General features: G+C 71.8%; 14 protein-coding genes. 4 read left to right on the top strand and 10 right to left on the bottom strand.

The window, feature by feature from the left end; translation table 11 throughout:
• Positions 1 to 5: 5 nt before the first annotated feature.
• The 3 genes from ACWCV3_RS05250 to ACWCV3_RS05240 all read right to left on the bottom strand — a co-directional run bounded on the left by ACWCV3_RS05250 (position 6) and on the right by ACWCV3_RS05240 (position 4,558).
• On the bottom strand, positions 6 to 2,330 hold the full coding sequence (locus ACWCV3_RS05250; protein WP_451218588.1) for an FdhF/YdeP family oxidoreductase: 2,325 nt from the start codon (positions 2,328 to 2,330) through the stop codon (positions 6 to 8).
• Positions 2,331 to 2,405: 75 nt separating this feature from the next.
• A complete protein-coding gene (locus ACWCV3_RS05245) occupies positions 2,406 to 2,924 on the bottom strand; it encodes an SRPBCC family protein (protein ID WP_451218586.1) in 519 nt (172 codons plus the stop codon).
• A 449-nt stretch (positions 2,925 to 3,373) separates the two neighbouring features.
• Positions 3,374 to 4,558, bottom strand: a complete 1,185-nt coding sequence (locus ACWCV3_RS05240) for a baeRF3 domain-containing protein (protein ID WP_451218583.1) — start codon at positions 4,556 to 4,558, stop codon at positions 3,374 to 3,376.
• A gap of 184 nt (positions 4,559 to 4,742) precedes the next feature.
• Between ACWCV3_RS05240 and ACWCV3_RS05235 the strand changes: the two genes are divergently transcribed.
• Positions 4,743 to 4,916 carry a hypothetical protein gene (locus ACWCV3_RS05235; protein ID WP_451218580.1) on the top strand — a complete coding sequence of 58 codons (174 nt, stop codon included), beginning with the start codon at positions 4,743 to 4,745 and terminating at the stop codon, positions 4,914 to 4,916.
• Positions 4,917 to 4,920: 4 nt separating this feature from the next.
• Here the strand turns inward: ACWCV3_RS05235 and ACWCV3_RS05230 are convergent, their stop codons facing one another.
• From ACWCV3_RS05230 to ACWCV3_RS05210, 5 genes are all read right to left on the bottom strand, one after another.
• On the bottom strand, positions 4,921 to 6,111 hold the full coding sequence (locus ACWCV3_RS05230) for a sensor histidine kinase (protein WP_451218577.1): 1,191 nt from the start codon (positions 6,109 to 6,111) through the stop codon (positions 4,921 to 4,923).
• 16 nt (positions 6,112 to 6,127) lie between these two features.
• The gene (locus ACWCV3_RS05225; protein WP_451218574.1) at positions 6,128 to 7,816 is read right to left on the bottom strand and encodes a sodium/solute symporter; all 1,689 of its coding nucleotides are present in this window, start codon (positions 7,814 to 7,816) and stop codon (positions 6,128 to 6,130) included.
• Positions 7,813 to 8,145 (bottom strand): hypothetical protein, encoded by a 333-nt coding sequence (locus ACWCV3_RS05220; RefSeq protein ID WP_451218571.1) that lies wholly within the window; start codon positions 8,143 to 8,145, stop codon positions 7,813 to 7,815. Before ACWCV3_RS05220 ends, ACWCV3_RS05225 begins: the two co-directional genes overlap by 4 nt.
• Before the next feature lie 114 nt (positions 8,146 to 8,259).
• The gene (locus ACWCV3_RS05215; protein WP_451218979.1) at positions 8,260 to 9,033 is read right to left on the bottom strand and encodes a LytR/AlgR family response regulator transcription factor; all 774 of its coding nucleotides are present in this window, start codon (positions 9,031 to 9,033) and stop codon (positions 8,260 to 8,262) included.
• Positions 9,034 to 9,176: 143 nt separating this feature from the next.
• On the bottom strand, positions 9,177 to 11,057 hold the full coding sequence (locus ACWCV3_RS05210) for an ABC transporter ATP-binding protein (protein ID WP_451218977.1): 1,881 nt from the start codon (positions 11,055 to 11,057) through the stop codon (positions 9,177 to 9,179).
• 104 nt (positions 11,058 to 11,161) lie between these two features.
• Here ACWCV3_RS05210 and ACWCV3_RS05205 point away from each other — a divergent pair, with 104 nt between their 5' ends.
• On the top strand, positions 11,162 to 11,926 hold the full coding sequence (locus ACWCV3_RS05205) for a crotonase/enoyl-CoA hydratase family protein (protein ID WP_451218568.1): 765 nt from the start codon (positions 11,162 to 11,164) through the stop codon (positions 11,924 to 11,926).
• A 42-nt stretch (positions 11,927 to 11,968) separates the two neighbouring features.
• On the opposite strand, the gene ACWCV3_RS05200 is transcribed toward ACWCV3_RS05205, so the two are convergent.
• Together ACWCV3_RS05200 and ACWCV3_RS05195 are read right to left on the bottom strand one after the other, a co-directional pair.
• Positions 11,969 to 12,310 carry a hypothetical protein gene (locus tag ACWCV3_RS05200; RefSeq protein WP_451218566.1) on the bottom strand — a complete coding sequence of 114 codons (342 nt, stop codon included), beginning with the start codon at positions 12,308 to 12,310 and terminating at the stop codon, positions 11,969 to 11,971.
• Between the two features lie 13 nt (positions 12,311 to 12,323).
• Positions 12,324 to 12,656: a hypothetical protein gene (locus ACWCV3_RS05195; RefSeq protein WP_451218563.1), complete on the bottom strand. Its 333-nt coding sequence runs from the start codon at positions 12,654 to 12,656 to the stop codon at positions 12,324 to 12,326.
• 246 nt (positions 12,657 to 12,902) lie between these two features.
• Between ACWCV3_RS05195 and ACWCV3_RS05190 the strand changes: the two genes are divergently transcribed.
• Both ACWCV3_RS05190 and ACWCV3_RS05185 read left to right on the top strand, forming a co-directional pair.
• Complete coding sequence (locus ACWCV3_RS05190; protein ID WP_451218560.1) at positions 12,903 to 13,988, top strand: mechanosensitive ion channel family protein; 1,086 nt, start codon at positions 12,903 to 12,905, stop codon at positions 13,986 to 13,988.
• A gap of 198 nt (positions 13,989 to 14,186) precedes the next feature.
• Positions 14,187 to 16,406, top strand: coding sequence for an NADP-dependent isocitrate dehydrogenase (locus ACWCV3_RS05185; RefSeq protein ID WP_451218557.1), 2,220 nt, complete (start codon positions 14,187 to 14,189; stop codon positions 16,404 to 16,406).
• Positions 16,407 to 16,444: the final 38 nt, after the last annotated feature.

The raw sequence follows: 16,444 nt of genomic DNA, 5'->3' as shown, positions 1-16,444 counted from the left end.
CGGGGTCACCCGTGCCACTGGGTGGGCTTGGTGCCGGGGGGCGGGCTGCCCGGTTCGAGGCGGACCACGATGCCCTTGGAGGTGGGCTGGTTGCTGATCGCCGCCACGCTGTCGAGCGGGACCAGCGGCTGCACCTCCGGGTAGTACGCGGCCGCGCACCCCCGGCTGGTCGGGTAGGGGACGACCTCGAAGCCCTTCACCCGGCGGTCTGCGTCGTCGTGCCAGACGCCGACGATGTCCACGAACTGCCCGCGGACCAGGCCCAGATCGACCATGTCCTCGGGGTTGACCATGATGATGTCGCGGCGGCCGTGGATGCCGCGGTAGCGGTCGTTGTTGGTGTACGGGACGGTGTTCCACTGGTCGTGCGAGCGGGTGCTCTGCAGGACCAGATGGCCGGGGGGCGCCGCGGACATGTCCCAGTCGTTGACGGTGAACATGGCCTTGCCGGTGGCGGTGGCGTACACGCCCTCGTTGACGGGGTTCGGCAGCTTGATGCCGCCGGGCCGGGCCACCCGCCGGTTGAAGTCGTGGAAGCCCGGGATGATCCGGGCCACCCGGTCGCGGATGTTGCCGTAGTCCGACTCGAACTCCAGCCAGGGGATGTCGGCCCTGTCGCCGAGGGTGCGCTCGGCGAGCCGGCACAGGATGGCGACCTCGCTGAGCAGCAGCCGGGAGGCGGGGCGGAGTTTGCCGAACGAGGAGTGCACCTCGCTGGAGGTGTTCTCCACCGTGACGAACTGGACGCCGCCCGCCTGGATGTCGATCTCGGTGCGGCCGAGGCAGGGCAGGATCAGCGCGGTCTCGCCGGTGACGGTGTGCGCCTTGCTGAGCTTGGTGGAGATCTGCGCGGTGACCTTGCAGCGGCGCATGGCCGCGTCGGTGACCTCGGTGTCGGGGGCGGCGCGCACGAAGTTGCCGGCCAGCGACAGGAACACCCTGACCTTGCCCTCGGCCATCGCCTTGACGGCCTTCACCGCGTCGTACCCGTGGTGGCGGGGCGGCTCGAAGCGGAACTCGGACTTCAGAGCGTCCAGGAATTCGTCGGGCATCTGCTCCCACACGCCCATGGTGCGGTCGCCCTGGACGTTGCTGTGTCCGCGTACGGGGCTGGCGCCGCAGCCGACCCGGCCCAGGTTGCCGCGCAGCATCAGGAAGTTGACGATCTCACGGACGGTCGGCACGCCCTGCCGCTGCTGCGTGACACCCATGGCCCAGCAGACGATCACGCGGTCCGCGCGCATGACGTGGTCGTGGGCCTCCTCGATCTCCTCCCGGGTGAGCTGGGTGGCGGTGAGGATGTCGTCCCAGGAGATGCCGCGGGCGTGCCGGGCGAACTCCTCGAAGCCGGAGGTGTGCCTGGCGATGAAGTCGTGGTCCAGGACCGTGCCGGGGCGGGCGTCCTCGGCGTCCAGCAGCAGCTTGTTGAGCCCTTGGAACAGCGCCAGGTCGCCGCCGCTGCGGATGTGCAGGAAGAGGTCGGAGATCTTGACGCCGTCGCCGATGACGCCCCGGACCTGCTGCGGGTTCTTGAACCGCATCAGACCGGCCTCGGGCAGCGTGTTCACCGCGATGATCTTGCCGCCGTTGTCCTTGCACTCCTCGAGCGCGGAGAGCTGGCGCGGGTGGTTCGTCGCCGGGTTCTGGCCGACGAGGAAGATCAGGTCGGACTGGTGGATGTCGTCCAGGGAGACGGTGCCCTTGCCGGTGCCGAGCGTCTCGTGCAGGCCGAAACCGCTGGTCTCGTGGCACAGGTTGCTGCAGTCGGGCAGGTTGTTGGTGCCGAAGGCGCGGGCGAAGAGCTGGAGCACGAACGCCGACTCGTTGCTGGCACGGCCCGAGGTGTAGAAGCATGCCTCGTCCGGGGAGTCCAGCAACTTGAGCTCGTCCGCGAGCAGGTCCAGCGCGGCGGCCCAGCTGATCGGCTCGTAGTAGTCCGAATCGGCCCGCTTGATCATGGGCTCGGTGAGGCGGCCCTGCTGGTTGAGCCAGAGGTCGGACTGCTCGTTGAGCCAGGAGACGGGGTGGGCGCGGAAGAACTCGCGGGTGACGCGGCGCCCGGTGGCCTCGTCGTTGATGTGCTTGGCACCGTTCTCGCAGTACTCGTTCATGTGCCGGTGGCCCGGTGCCGGGTCGGCCCAGGCACAGCCGGGGCAGTCGATGCCGCCGATCTGGTTCATGGTCAGCAGCGTCGTCGCCGTGGTGCGCAGCGACGCCTCCTCGAGGGAGTACTCCAGGGCGTGCGTCACCGCCGGGACGCCCGCCGCCCACTTCTTGGGCGGGCTGACGGTCAGCGGCTCGTCCGGCTCGTGCTTCGGCGCCTTCTTCATGGGGAATGCCTCTCGCTCTGTCCTGCGGCACGCAGGAGGCCGCTCGGCCGTCCGGGGCGGCGGGCCGGCTCGTGGTCAGCCGACGGGCCACTTGGGGACGCGGCTCCTGGGCGGGTCGGGCTCGGCGGGCGAGACCCTGCCGTTGTGGATGGAGCCCCGCCAGGCGCCGCCGGCGTCGCCGAGGCCCTCGATGAACTCCTTGAAGTTCTCCAGCGACTCGCGGACGAGCTTGCGGGCCCGGTTCGCCGAGGCGGGCAGCCGGCCGCCGAGCCCGCGCGGCTCGATGTGCATGTTCACCGTGATCACGGTGCGGTCCGGGGCGGCCGCGCGGAAGGACACCTCACCCCACAGCCACGGGTGGCGCCCCACAGTGCGCCAGGCGATGTGCGAGTCCGGTTCCTGCTCGACGATCTCGGCCATGAACTCCCTGGTGAGCAGTCCCGTCCTCACCCTCCACCGGGTCATCGCGGGACCGACCTGGTCCACGCGCTGCACGGCGTCCATGATCCGGGGAAAGCTCTTGAACTGGGTCCACTGGTCGTACGCGGTACGGACGGGTACTCGGACCTCGACCGACACGTCGATGCTGCTCATGGTCCACCTGCTTCCAGGCGCGGATGCGTTCAGTCTTGCCGGACCGCGCACCCGTCGCCACAGCTCTCGCGGGCGCCCGCCGAGCCGCGTCTGCGAGCCTCTCGGCGCGAGGCCGGGCCGTGACGCGAAGCGCCGACCCCCTGTCGGAAGGATGTCCGCGCTGGTCACCCGTGGTTCGACGGGAGTGGGGCCGCTGGTCGCCGGTCATGCCGCGGGTCGCGGATGCGAGGTGACGGGCCCCGCGAGGGATTCCGATGAATTGGGCCGGGCGCGCTGGACGCGGTGATCGCCGACGCGGAAGGTCAGCCGGGTAGCGCCGGCCGGCACGGCGGGCAGCCGTGCCGTTCACGACGTCATGGCGGCGATCTTCGGCAGCGCCCGGTCCATGTGCCTGGCCGCCGTCTTCCACCCGCGCCGCGGTACGGCGGACGGCTCGGCCCGGCACCAGGTCAGTACCTGAGCAGCGCCGCCACGCCCCCCGCCTCGGCGAGGGTGCCGTCGGGGACGAAGAGGACCCGGGAGCCGGCGTCGACGGCGCGGTCGACCAGCTGCTCGACGATGTCGGTGGCCACGCCCAGGGTGTGCGGCGACGGCTCGACGTCCGGCCTGGGGTCGGGCAGTGTGACCGGTTCGGGCACCTCGACCAGCTCCAGTGCCCGGCCGTCCCCGGTGATCCGGCCCGCGAGGTCGAGCCCCTCCTCCACGACGAGCCGCGCCACCGACTTGTCCGCCACGGCCGTCCAGACCTCCTGAGGCCCGCCCGCGTACTTGCCGAGCCCGCGCGCCTCGCCCAGCGCGTCGACGGCCTCGGCGACCTGCTTCTCATGGAACTCGGCGAGGGCCGGCTCCAGCCGCTTCATCAGGTCCGCAGCCCGGTCCTTGTCCATGCCGGTCAGCGGCAGCGTGCCCGCGATCATGCCACCGTGCGTGGTGACGTCCCTGAATGTCGACAGGGTCTTGTCGCCGCCGATGACGAACAGCGGCAGATCGCCGTCGTGCTCCTCGATCGCGTCGCCGAGCCGCTTGTCGACCCGGCGGAGGTACTGCTCGACCCGCTCCCTGTGCCCCTCGTACGGCGCCGAGTGCGGGATCGGGCCCGGCAGCGCGTCCTCCGGGGACGGAATCTCCGGCTCGCACGGGAATCCGTGGTGCTCGACCTCGTCCAGGCGTTTCACCGAGCCGTGGTAGAGACGGCACATCTCCTGGTCGAGCACGAGCACCATGAACGGCCGGGACCGCTGCTCGGCGGCCGCCAGGTACCGCGTCAGGAACTGGTCGGCGAACTCCACGCGCGGGCGCACCGGCGCGGGCGACGTCATCTGCCAGACCTGGACCGGCTCGTCGGCGGCCACGTAGACCACCATGGCGTCGTCCGGGTGGAAGGGATCTGCCACCTGTTCGATCATCGTGGTGTCCAGCATGTGGTTCCGCAGTTCCAGCCGGGTCTCACGTGAGACGTCCGGGTCCCCCGCCAGGCGGCGCTTGGCCTCGGTGACGAGGTCCCGCAGCATGATGCGGTCCTTGTCGCTGAAGGGGAAGTCCGGATCGGTGGGCATCACCAGGGTGATGGCGGGGTACGACCTCGGCTCGCTCAGAGCGGCACGGATCTCAGGAGTCAGCTCAGAGGTATGCACCAAGTCAGCGTCGCACCGCGCCCCCGCGCCCGCACCTCGAAAGGAGGACCGGCCCGGTCGCCCGAACGGCGCAGCGGAAATACCATGGAGGTCAACGAAACGGGCACCTCTGAACGCCGGTGACCAGACCTCCCCGGACAGTTCTCCCGGACACGCGGACCTGTTGCGAGCAAGGAGCCCAGTCATGCGCAGGAACTCTCCGATGAAGGGCCATCACGGCCTGGGTGCGCGGGGACAGGGCAAGCTGCTCTACTACCACACCCAGATCCCCGAGGCGGCCACCCGCCAGGCGAAGGACCAGCAGCGTCACCAGCGCCAGCAGCAGGAGCGCAAGCAGCCCGACGGCCGCTGGACCTGACCGTTCACCCCTGGCGCGAGCCGGGGCGGAACTTCGGGACCCGTACGGTGATCTTCGTGCCCGCGCCCACACCGGTCTCGATGACCAGGCCGTACGTGTCCCCGTACACCTGGCGCAGCCGGCGGTCGACGTTGCTCAGGCCGATGCCGGTGTCCGGGCCGGCGGTGCCGCGCAGCAGGGCGCGCAGGCGGTCCGGCTCCATGCCCACGCCGTCGTCCTCGATGACCACGCGGGCCTCGGTGCCCTCGTCCTCCGCGATGATGGTGATGCGGCCGCGCTCGGCGGACTCCTCCAGGCCGTGCTTGAGCGCGTTCTCCACGAGCGGCTGGAGGCATAGGAAGGGCAGAGTCACCGGCAGCACCTCGGGCGCGATCCGCAGGGTGACCGCGAGACGGCGGCCGAAGCGGGCGCGGGCGAGTTCGAGGTACTGCTCGATGGAGCGCAACTCCTCGGCGAGCGTGGTGAAGTCGCCGCCCCGGCGGAACGAGTAGCGGGTGAAGTCCGCGAACTCCAGCAGGAGTTCACGAGCCCGCTCGGGGTCGGTGCGCACGAACGAGGCGATGCTCGCGAGGGAGTTGTAGATGAAGTGCGGGGAGATCTGGGCGCGCAGGGCACGGATCTCGGCCTCGATCACACTGGAGCGGGCCCGGTCCAGGTCGACCAGTTCGAGCTGTACGGAGACCCAGCGGGCGACCTCCTCGGCGGCCCGGCGCAGCCCCCCGGACTCCCCGTCCCCGAACGCGGCGAGCACCCCGGCGACCCGGCCGTCCACGGTCAACGGTGCGAGCACACCCTGCCGTACGGCGCAGTCGGCGTGCGCGCAGTCCAGATCCACACGCTGGGTGCGCCCCGCCCGCACCACGCCGGCGAGCCGCTCGGCGACCTGAGCACGGTGGTGCTCCCCCGCCCCGTCCCAGGCGAGCACGGCCTCCTCGTCGGCGAGCGCCAGCGCCCCGGTCCCGAGCAGTGGCCGCAACCGCCTGGCCGCCTTCCGCGCGGTGTCCGGTGTGAGCCCGGCACGCAGTGGGGGCGCGGCCAGCGAGGCGGTGTGCAGCGTATGAAAGGTGGCCTGCTCCACCGGCGTGCCGGGCCCGGCGGGATTGGCCTGCTGCCGCCGCAGCGCGACGTGCCCCGCCGCAGCCCCCAGCACGAACAGCGTCAGCCCCGCGACCCCCAGCAGACACACTCCGAGCACGCTCGACCCGGCCACCTCACACCCGCCTCTCCGGTAGATGCAGCCGCGCCATCGTGGCCGCCGTTCCGGCGGGGACCCGGTGCCGGGTCGCGAGCGAGACCAGGATCATCGCCGAGAAGCCGACCGGGACCGACCACACGGCGGGCCAGGCCAGCAAGGTGCGGGTCCAACCGGCTTGAGTGCTGCCGGTGATGGTCGTGGTGACGGCGGTGAGGGCCGAGCCCCCGCCGAGGAGGAGGCCGGCGACGGCGCCGGGCGGGGTGAGACCGCGCCACCAGATGCCCAGGACGAGCAAAGGGCAGAAGGAGGACGCGGAGACGGCGAACGCCAGCCCGACCGCGTCGGCGACCGGCAGCCCGCCCACCACCGTGCCGGCGGCGGTGGGCACGGCGATGGCGGGGACGACGGCCAGCCGGAAGTGCCGGAGGCCCAGCGCCGGGAGCACGTCCTGCGCGAGCACCCCGGCGACCGACATGGTGAGCCCGGAGGCGGTGGAGAGGAAGGCCGCGCAGGCCCCGCCCGCGACCAGCGCACCCAGGAGGTCGCCAGCGGCCCCGCCGACCAGCCTTTGCGGCAGTACGAGTACCGCGGCGTCGGTGTCACCGGTGAGCAGCAGGTCGGGCGCGTACAGCCGGGCCAGCGAGCCGTACACCGGCGTCAGCAGGTAGAAAGCGCCGAGCAGGCCGAGCACGATGACCGTGGTGCGGCGGGCGGCGCGGCCGTCGGGGTTGGTGTAGAAGCGGACGACGACGTGCGGCAGGCCCATGGTGCCGAGGAAGGTGGCGAGGATCAGCCCGTAGGTGGCGTACAGCCCGTGTTCCGCGTCGCTCGGGGCGGGCGGTGCGGAGCTTGTCTCCACCTGCGGCAGGGGCACTTGGGCACCGGCGGGGAAGAGGAGACCGGTGTGCGCCCCGATGCGGTGGCGTCCCTCGGCGAGGGTGAGCACGGCCCCGCGCAGCGGGTGCCCGTCGATGCTGCCGGTGGCGGTGACCCGTACGGGTTCCCGCACGGTGACGGTCAGCGGGCGGTCGACGCGGACCTCCGTGGACCGCTGGAAGACGGGCCGCTCGCCCCAGGCGGGCAGCGGGGCACGGTCGGCGTGCCAGGCGGCGAGCAGGAACACCACGGGCACCAGCAGCGCGGTCAGCTTGAGCCAGTACTGGAACGCCTGGACGAACGTGATGCTGCGCATGCCCCCGGCCGCGACCGCGACGGTCACCACGACGGCGACCACCAGCCCGCCGAGCCAGCCGGGCGCACCCGTGAGCAGCCGCAAGGTCAGCCCCGCTCCCCGCAGTTGGGGCAGCAGGTACAGCCAGCCGACGCCCACCACGAGCATCCCGGCGATCCGCCGCACCGCCCGTGACTCCAGCCGGGCCTCGGCGAAGTCGGGCAGCGTGTACGCGCCGGACCGGCGCAGCGGGGCGGCGACGAAGGCCAACAGGACGAGGAACCCGGCGGTGTAGCCGATGGGGAACCAGAGCATGTCGGCGCCCTGGGCGAGCAGGAGTCCGGCGATGCCGAGGAAGGAGGCGGCGGACAGGTACTCACCGCTCACCGCGAAGGCGTTGAGCCTGGGCGCGACGGTACGGGAGGCCACGTAGAAGTCGGAGGTGGTCCTGGACACCCGCAGCCCGAGCGCGCCGACGAGTGCCGTGGCGAGCACCACGGCGGACACCCCGGCGATTCCGTACGTCTGGTTCAACGCCCGCTCACGTCACCCTCGTTGCGCTCGGCACGGCGGACGTACCAGACGCCGGTGACGAGCAGGACGGGGTACGGCGCCACCCCCAGCAGGAGCCAGACGGCACCCTGACCGGTGCCGCCGGCCGGCAGCAGCCGGAAGAGCACGGGGAACAGCCCGAGGGGCAGGGCGATCAGGGAGCAGGCGAGGAGGCCGACGCGTACCTGACGTCGCATCAGTTCTCGTACGGCGAGATCGTCCGGCGCGGTGGATTCGGGGTACGCGGCCCGCGTACGGCCGGCCGGCGCCCCGGTGACCACCTCCCGGCGCGGGGCGGGTTCCGCACCCATGACGCACCCCCCGACACCCCGGTGATCACCTTGTTGCGGCGAGTGTACGCAGCACGGGCCGGGTGAGACAGGGTCCTGGCGGGTTCGGCACAGGGCCGCCACGGCGCGCCCGGATCAGCGGGCGCGTGCGACGGTGCCGGTGGCGCGGCGGGCCAGGAGGTCGCGCAGCTCACGGGCATTGCGACGGCTGACGGGGAGGACCCGGCCCGCGACCCGGACGGTGAGGTTCCCGCCGTCCAGCCTGAGTTCCTCGATCCGGTCGAGCGCGACCAGATGACTGCGGTGGACGCGCACGAACCCGTGGGTGCGCCACTGCTCCTCCAGCGTGGACAGCGGTACGCGCACGAGGTGGCTGCCGCGCCGGGTGTGCAGCCGGGCGTAGTCCCCGTGGGCTTCGGCGTACGCGATGTCGGCGACGGCCACGAACCTCGTCACCCCGCCCAGCTCCACCGGGACCTGGCCCGGGGCGGGCGGTACGTCCGGCCGGGCGCGGGGCCCCTGGCCGGCACGGGTCAGCCCGGCCACCCGGCGCACGGCCTCCGCGAACCGCTCCTGGCGCAAGGGCTTGAGGAGGTAGTCGACGGCCTTCAGGTCGAAGGCGCGGACGGCGAAGTCCTCGTGCGCGGTGACGAAGACGATGAGCGGCGGTACGGCGAACCCGCCGAGCAGCCGCGCCAGTTCGAGGCCGTTGAGGCCCGGCATGTTGATGTCGAGGAAGACCACGTCGACCGCGTCCGCGCCGCCCTCCACGGCCCGGCTGAGGGTGCGCAGTGCCTCGGTCGCCTCCAGGGCGGACAGCACGCTGCCGACCCTGGGGTCCTGGTCGAGCAGGTACAGCAGTTCCGAGAGCGCGGGTTCCTCGTCGTCCACGGCGAGGACCCGCAACAGGCCCTCGCCGTGGCCGCCCTGTGTCTCGGTCTGCCGCGTCCCGCTCATCCCCGCCGGTCCCTTCTTCCGTGTCCCTGGGAGGAAGGGTGGGCCCTTGAGGGGGTGGCGTCCAGCACGGAGCCGCGGCGGTTCACCGGGGCGCCTCAGGCCACCGTCACCGTCTCGTCGTCCTTGTCGGCGAACTGGGTGCGGTACAGCTCGGCGTACCGGCCTCCGGCGGCGAGGAGCTGGTCGTGGGTGCCGCGTTCCGCGATCCGGCCGGCTTCCACGACGAGGATCTGGTCGGCGGCGCGGACGGTGGAGAGCCGGTGGGCGATGACCACGGCGGTACGGTCCTGGAGCGCCTCGGCGAGGGCCTCCTGCACGGCCGCCTCGGAGGTGTTGTCGAGGTGGGCGGTGGCCTCGTCGAGGATGACGACGCGCTGGCGGGCCAGCAGCAGCCGGGCGATGGTCATGCGCTGGCGTTCGCCGCCGGAGAGCCGGTAGCCGCGCTCGCCGACGACCGTGTCGAGTCCGTCCGGCAGGGACCGTACGACCCCGTCCAGCCGTGCCCGGCCGAGCGCTTCCCAGAGTTCGTCGTCCCCGGCGCCGGGACGGGCGAGGAGCAGGTTGGCGCGGACGGTGTCGTGGAAGAGGTGGCCGTCCTGGGTGACCATGCCGACGGTGGCCCGCAGCGAGTCGGCGCTCAGGTCGCGCACGTCGACACCGCCGACCCGTACGGCTCCGCCGTCGGTGTCGTAGAGCCTGGGCAGGAGCTGGGCGATGGTGGACTTGCCGGCGCCGGAGGAGCCGACCAGGGCGACGGTCTCACCGGGGGCGGCGCGGAAGGAGACGCCGTGCAGCACCTCGGCGCCACCGCGTACGTCCAGTGCGGCGACCTCCTCCAGCGAGGCCAGGGAGACCCGGTCGGCGGCCGGGTAGGCGAAGCGCACGTCGTCGAACTCGATGGCGACCGGGCCGTCCGGCACCGCGACCGCGTCGGGCTTCTCGGCGATCAGCGGCTCCAGGTCCAGCACCTCGAAGACGCGCTCGAAGCTGACCAGGGCGCTCATCACCTCGACCCGGGCCCCGGCGAGCGAGGTGAGCGGGGCGTAGAGCCGGGTGAGCAGCAGGGCGAGGGAGACTACGGCGCCGGCCTCCAGGGTGCCGCGCAGCGCGAACCAGCCGCCGAGGCCGTAGACCAGGGCGAGCGCGAGGGCGGAGACCAGGGTGAGGGCGGTGATGAAGACCGACTGGGCGGTGGCGGTGCGTACGCCGATGTCCCGGACCTGGCCGGCGCGGGCGGCGAACTGGGCCGACTCCTCCTCGGGGCGGCCGAACAGCTTGACGAGAGTGGCACCGGGGGCGGAGAAGCGTTCCGTCATCCGGGTGCCCATGGCCGCGTTCAGCTCGGCCGCCTCGCGCTGCATCCGGGCCATGCGGCGCCCCATCCGGCGGGCGGGCAGGACGAAGACCGGCAGCAGGACCAGGGCGAGGAGGGTGATCTGCCAGGACAGGGTGAGCATGACGGCGAGGGTGAGCAGCAGCGTGACCACGTTGGTGACCACGCCGGACAGGGTGGAGGCGAAGGCCCGCTGGGCGCCGATCACGTCGTTGTTGAGTCGGCTGACCAGGGCGCCGGTGCGGGTGCGGGTGAAGAAGGCGACGGGCATCCGCTGGACGTGGTCGAAGACGGCGGTGCGCAGGTCGAGGATGAGCCCCTCCCCCAGCGTCGCCGACAGCCGCCGGACCAGGATGCCGAGCCCGGCCTCGGCGAGCGCGACCGCCGCGATGAGCAGCGAGAGCCGGACCACCAGGCCGGAGTCGTGGCCCGCCACGATGGCGTCGACCACGCGTCCGGCGAGCACAGGGGTGGCGACCGCGAGCAGGGCGGTCACGATGCCGAGCAGGACGAACCGGGTGATGCCCGCGCGGTGCGGTCGGGCGAAGGCGGCGATGCGGCGCAGCGTGGCGCGGGCGAGGGGCCGACGCTGCTGCTGCGCGGTCATCACGCTGTGCAGCTGCGTCCAGGCGGTCGTTTCCATGCTCATGCGTCAACGGTAGGACCTCAAGCTTGCCTGAGGTCAACCGTCCGGGGTCCGGGTGCGGCACAGTGGCCCTTCCAGCAGCTCGACGAGGAGGAGTCCCGGTGCCGGTTCGGGTGGAGACGCGGGGTCACGTCACAACGGTCGTCCTGTCGCGCCCGGAGGCGCGCAACGCGGTCGACGGCCCGACCGCGGCCGAACTGGCAGCAGCCTTCAGGTCGTTCGAGGCGGACGAGCACGCGCGCGCGGCGGTGCTGTGGGGCGAGGGCGGTACGTTCTGCGCGGGCGCCGACCTGAAGGCGATCGGCACCGAGCGCGGCAACCGGGTCGCGCCGGACGGTGACGGCCCGATGGGTCCGACCCGCATGCGGTTGTCCAAGCCGGTCGTCGCGGCCGTGGCCGGGCACGCCGTGGCGGGCGGTCTGGAGCTGGCCCTGTGGTGCGACCTGCGAGTGGCGGAGGAGGACGCGGTCTTCGGCGTCTTCTGCCGCCGCTGGGGCGTCCCCCTGATCGACGGCGGCACCGTAAGGCTTCCCCGCCTGATCGGCACCGGCCGGGCCATGGACATGGTCCTCACCGGCCGTCCGGTCCCGGCGGCCGAGGCCCGGGCGATCGGCCTCGCGGACCGCGTCGTCCCGCGGGGCCGCGCCCGCGCCGAGGCCGAGGAACTGGCGGCCGCCATCGCCCGGTTCCCCCAGAACTGCCTGCGCTCCGACCGCGCTTCACTGCTCGGTCAGGAGGGGCTGGCCGAGGAGGATGCGATGCGCCGTGAACTCCGTCACGGCGTGGCGGTGCTGGCGGAGTCGCGGAAGGGGGCGGCCCGGTTCGCCGAAGGTGCGGGACGCCACGGGACGTTCGGCGACGCCTGAACCCACCGGTGGCGCGAAGGCCCGTCACCGCGGCGACGGCCGTCACTTGTAGGTGATGACGACGCCGTCCCGGCCGTCGCGTCCCCTCCTCCCCCACGGGCCCCGCCGGCCGTCGTCGCCGTCCTCGCCGTGCGCCCCCGGCCGGCCCGTCGGCCCGGTGGGACCGGGGTCGCCGGACGGACCCGAGGGGCCGGGCGGACCCGGCGGACCCTGATGGGTGCCGCTGCCACCGTCCTCGAGACCGACGCGCTCGATCCGCATCGCGTCGAGCTGCTGTTGGTGGGTCGCGAGCAGGACCGCCTGCGCGACCATCACGACGGTCACCGCCGCACCCGCCGCCATGCGGCGCGGCGAACCGCGCAAGGCCTCTTTCAGGCTTCTCACATCGATCCTCACGCTAGCTCGCGGGCGGGGCGACGGCGTCCTTGCCGTCCGTGCCGTCCTTGCCGTCCTTGCCGGGCGGACCGGCCGCGCCATCCGTGCCGTCCTTGCCGTCCTTGCCGGGCGGACCGATGGGACCGGCGGGACCGGTGGGACCGGCCGGACCGGAGGGACCGGGCGGACCGGGCTCCAGGCTCTCCTGGAAGTCGACGGACTGCGTCTGCAGGCCCTGGATCTGGAGGTGCTGTTCGACGATGACCGCCGACTGCACGATGAGTGCGACGGTCAGCGCGGCACCGAGCACGAAGGGGCGCCGCGGAGCGCGCAGCGCTCGGGTCGGGATTCTCATATTCATCCTCACGCTGAGTGACGAACGAGAGTGTAAATGACGATATGCCATAAAAAGCGCACTTCCGCATCGAGTGTCCGCGCGGCATTCCGGGGCCTCGCACATGCGGCAGGATGACGGCACGTGCCCTTCCCCGGACCCTCCTGCCGGGGGCACGTTCGTACGACCCGGACAGCGAACAGGTGACAACGTGACGCGACTTCACAACAGGCTCCACACCGTCGTTTCGGCCACCGGAGGCGCCCGGTGAACCGCACGCCGACCCTGGACGACCTGGTCCTCGCCGGTATCGCGCTGGCCGCGGGCCTGGTGCTGGCCTTCCTGTCCCGCACGGTGCTGCGCTGGCTGGCCAAGCACGCCAAGCGCACCCGCTGGAGCGGTGACGACGTCGTCGTGGACGCCCTGCGCTCGGTCGTGCCGTGGGCCGCGACAGCGGGCGGCATCGCGGTGGGCGCGGCCGTGCTGCCGCTGACCCGTACCGTGCAGCACCACGTCAACCAGTTCCTCCAGGTCTGGCTGATCCTCGTGGTGACGCTGTCGGCGGCACGGGTGATCGCGGGCCTGGTTCAGAGCGTCACCCAGTCCCGGTCGGGCGTGGCCGGTTCGGCGACGATCTTCGTCAACATCACCCGCGTGCTGGTGCTGGCCATCGGCTTCCTGGTGGTCCTCCAGACCCTCGGCATCTCGATCGCCCCGCTGCTCACCGCCCTCGGTGTGGGCGGTCTGGCGGTCGCGCTGGCGCTCCAGGACACGCTGGCCAACCTGTTCGCCGGCATCCACATCCTCGCCTCCAAGACCGTGCAGCCGGGCGACTACATCCGGCTGAGCAGCGGTGAGGAGGGGTACGTCGTCGACATCAACTGGCGTCAGACGACCGTGCGCCAGCTCTCCAACAACCTGGTGGTCATCCCCAACGGCCAGCTCGCCAAGACCAACATGACCAACTTCACCCGCCCCGAACAGGAGTTGACGGTGCTGGTGCAGGCGGGGGTGAGCTACGACTCGGACCTCGAGCACGTGGAGAAGGTGACGATGGAGGTCGTCGACGAGGTGATGACCGAGATCACCGGCGCCGTTCCGGAGCACGAGGCCGCGATCCGCTTCCACACCTTCGGGGACTCGCGGATCGGGTTCACGATCATCCTGGGCGTCGGCGAGTTCAGCGACCAGTTCCGGATCAAGCACGAGTTCATCAAGCGTCTGCACCGCCGCTACCGCGAGGAGGGCATCCGCATCCCGGCCCCGGCCCGCACGGTCGCGCTCCAGCAGGGCTCGGTGCTGATACCGCACCAGCGCACGGCCGACGACGTGACGGCACCGTCCGAGCAGTGAGCCCTGCGGCGGCGCCCTCCCTCCGAGCGGCGCCGCCGATGACCGCTCTGCGGGACCGGACGTCGTCGGCGGTGGCGACGGGGGTGCGCCGGATGCCACCGCGCGCCGGGCGGTCGGTCCCGGACCCCTGTCGAACCGGACCCGGTCACGAGATATCTTGATGTCGAGCAATGTTGCAGACGTGGAGCGGAGCACCCGGTGACTGACTCGACCATCATCTACACCTACACGGACGAAGCGCCGGCCCTGGCGACCCATTCGTTCCTGCCGGTGATCCAGGCGTACGCCGCGCAGGCCGGGGTCCCCGTGGAGACCCGCGACATCTCGCTGGCCGGGCGCATCATCGCCGTCTTCCCGGAGTACCTCGACGAGGACCAGCGCATCCCGGACGCGCTCGCCGAGCTGGGCGGCCTGGCGAAGACGCCGGCCGCGAACATCGTCAAGCTGCCGAACATCTCGGCCTCGATCCCGCAGCTCAAGGCCGCCGTGGCCGAGCTGCAGGCCAAGGGCTACGCGCTGCCCGACTACCCCGAGGACCCGAAGACCGACGAGGAGCGCGAGATCCGCGCCCGCTACGACAAGATCAAGGGTTCCGCCGTGAACCCGGTCCTGCGTGAGGGCAACTCCGACCGCCGTGCCCCCGCGTCGGTGAAGAACTACGCCAAGACCCACCCGCACCGCATGGGCGCCTGGACCCCCGAGTCCAAGACCAACGTGGCCACCATGGGTGAGAACGACTTCCGCTCCACCGAGAAGTCCACGGTGATCACCGAGGACGGCACGCTCCGTATCGAGCTGGTCGCCGAGGACGGCACCACCACCGTGCTGCGCGACTCGGTACCGGTCCGCAAGGACGAGGTCGTCGACGCCTCCGTCATGCACGTCGCCGAGCTGGAGCGGTTCCTCGCCGCGCAGGTCGCCCGCGCGAAGGAGGAGGGCGTCCTGTTCTCCGTGCACCTGAAGGCCACGATGATGAAGGTCTCCGACCCGATCGTCTTCGGTCACGTGGTGCGCGCCTTCTTCCCGAAGACGTTCGCCGAGTACGGCCAGACGCTGAAGTCGGCCGGCCTGTCCCCCAACGACGGCCTCGGCGGTATCTACAAGGGCCTGGAGAGCCTGCCCCAGGGCGCCGAGATCAAGGCGTCCTTCGACGCGGAGCTTGCCGAGGGCCCGGCGCTCGCCATGGTCGACTCCGACAAGGGCATCTCCAACCTGCACGTCCCCTCGGACGTCATCGTGGACGCCTCCATGCCCGCGATGATCCGCACCTCCGGCCACATGTGGGGCCCGGACGGCGAGGAGCACGACACCCTCGCGGTGATCCCGGACTCCTCCTACGCCGGTGTCTACCAGGCCGTGATCGAGGACTGCCGCGCGAACGGCGCCTACGACCCGTCCACCATGGGCACGGTCCCCAACGTCGGCCTGATGGCGCAGAAGGCCGAGGAGTACGGCTCGCACGACAAGACCTTCGAGGTCGCCGCCGCGGGTACCGTCCGCGTGGTCGACGCCGGCGGCAACGTGCTCATCGAGCAGCCGGTCGCCGAGGGCGACATCTTCCGCGCCTGCCAGACCAAGGACGCCCCGATCCGCGACTGGGTCAAGCTGGCCGTCACCCGCGCCCGCGCCACCGGCGACCCGGCCGTCTTCTGGCTGGACGAGACCCGCGCGCACGACGCCAACCTGATCGCCAAGGTCAACCAGTACCTCCCGGAGCACGACACCGAGGGCCTGGACATCCGCGTCCTGCCGCCGGTCGAGGCCGCCAAGCTGTCGGTGGAGCGCATCCGGCGCGGCGAGAACACCATCTCGGTGACCGGCAACGTGCTGCGCGACTACCTGACCGACCTCTTCCCGATCCTGGAGCTGGGCACCAGCGCCAAGATGCTCTCGGTCGTCCCGCTGATGGCGGGCGGCGGCCTGTTCGAGACCGGCGCCGGCGGCTCCGCCCCGAAGCACGTCCAGCAGCTCGTCAAGGAGAACTACCTGCGCTGGGACTCCCTCGGTGAGTTCTTCGCCCTGGTCCCCGCCTTCGAGCAGTACGCCGAGGCCACCGGCAACACCCGCGCCAAGGTCCTCGCCGACACCCTGGACCGCGCCACGGCGACCTTCCTCAACGAGGACAAGTCCCCGACCCGTCGCGTCGGCGGCATCGACAACCGCGGCAGCCACTTCTTCCTCTCCCTGTACTGGGCGCAGGAGCTGGCCAAGCAGACCGACGACGCCGACCTCGCGAAGGCGTTCGCCCCGTTCGCCGAGTCCCTCGCGGCCGACGAGCAGAAGATCGTGGAGGAGCTCCTCGCGGTGCAGGGCTCCCCGGCCGACATCGGCGGCTACTACCAGCCGGAGAAGGCCAAGGCGGACGCGGTCATGCGCCCGTCGGCCACCTGGAACGCGGCGCTCGGCTCCCTGAGCTGACGCGAGCGGCGGCTGTACGCGCGTGCCCCGGCCGGACT

This window comes from Streptomyces sp. NPDC001781 (assembly GCF_053596035.1).
The sequence above is the reverse complement of the archived record's forward strand: the minus strand, read 5'-3'. Positions and strand labels throughout refer to the sequence as shown.

Coding starts and splice junctions, on each gene's coding strand:
- ACWCV3_RS05250 (WP_451218588.1), bottom strand. CDS start 2,330: ATGAAGAAGGCGCCGAAGCACGAGCCGGACGAGCCGCTGACCGTCAGC.
- ACWCV3_RS05245 (WP_451218586.1), bottom strand. CDS start 2,924: ATGAGCAGCATCGACGTGTCGGTCGAGGTCCGAGTACCCGTCCGTACC.
- ACWCV3_RS05235 (WP_451218580.1), top strand. CDS start 4,743: ATGCGCAGGAACTCTCCGATGAAGGGCCATCACGGCCTGGGTGCGCGG.
- ACWCV3_RS05220 (WP_451218571.1), bottom strand. CDS start 8,145: ATGGGTGCGGAACCCGCCCCGCGCCGGGAGGTGGTCACCGGGGCGCCG.
- ACWCV3_RS05210 (WP_451218977.1), bottom strand. CDS start 11,057: ATGGAAACGACCGCCTGGACGCAGCTGCACAGCGTGATGACCGCGCAG.
- ACWCV3_RS05195 (WP_451218563.1), bottom strand. CDS start 12,656: ATGAGAATCCCGACCCGAGCGCTGCGCGCTCCGCGGCGCCCCTTCGTG.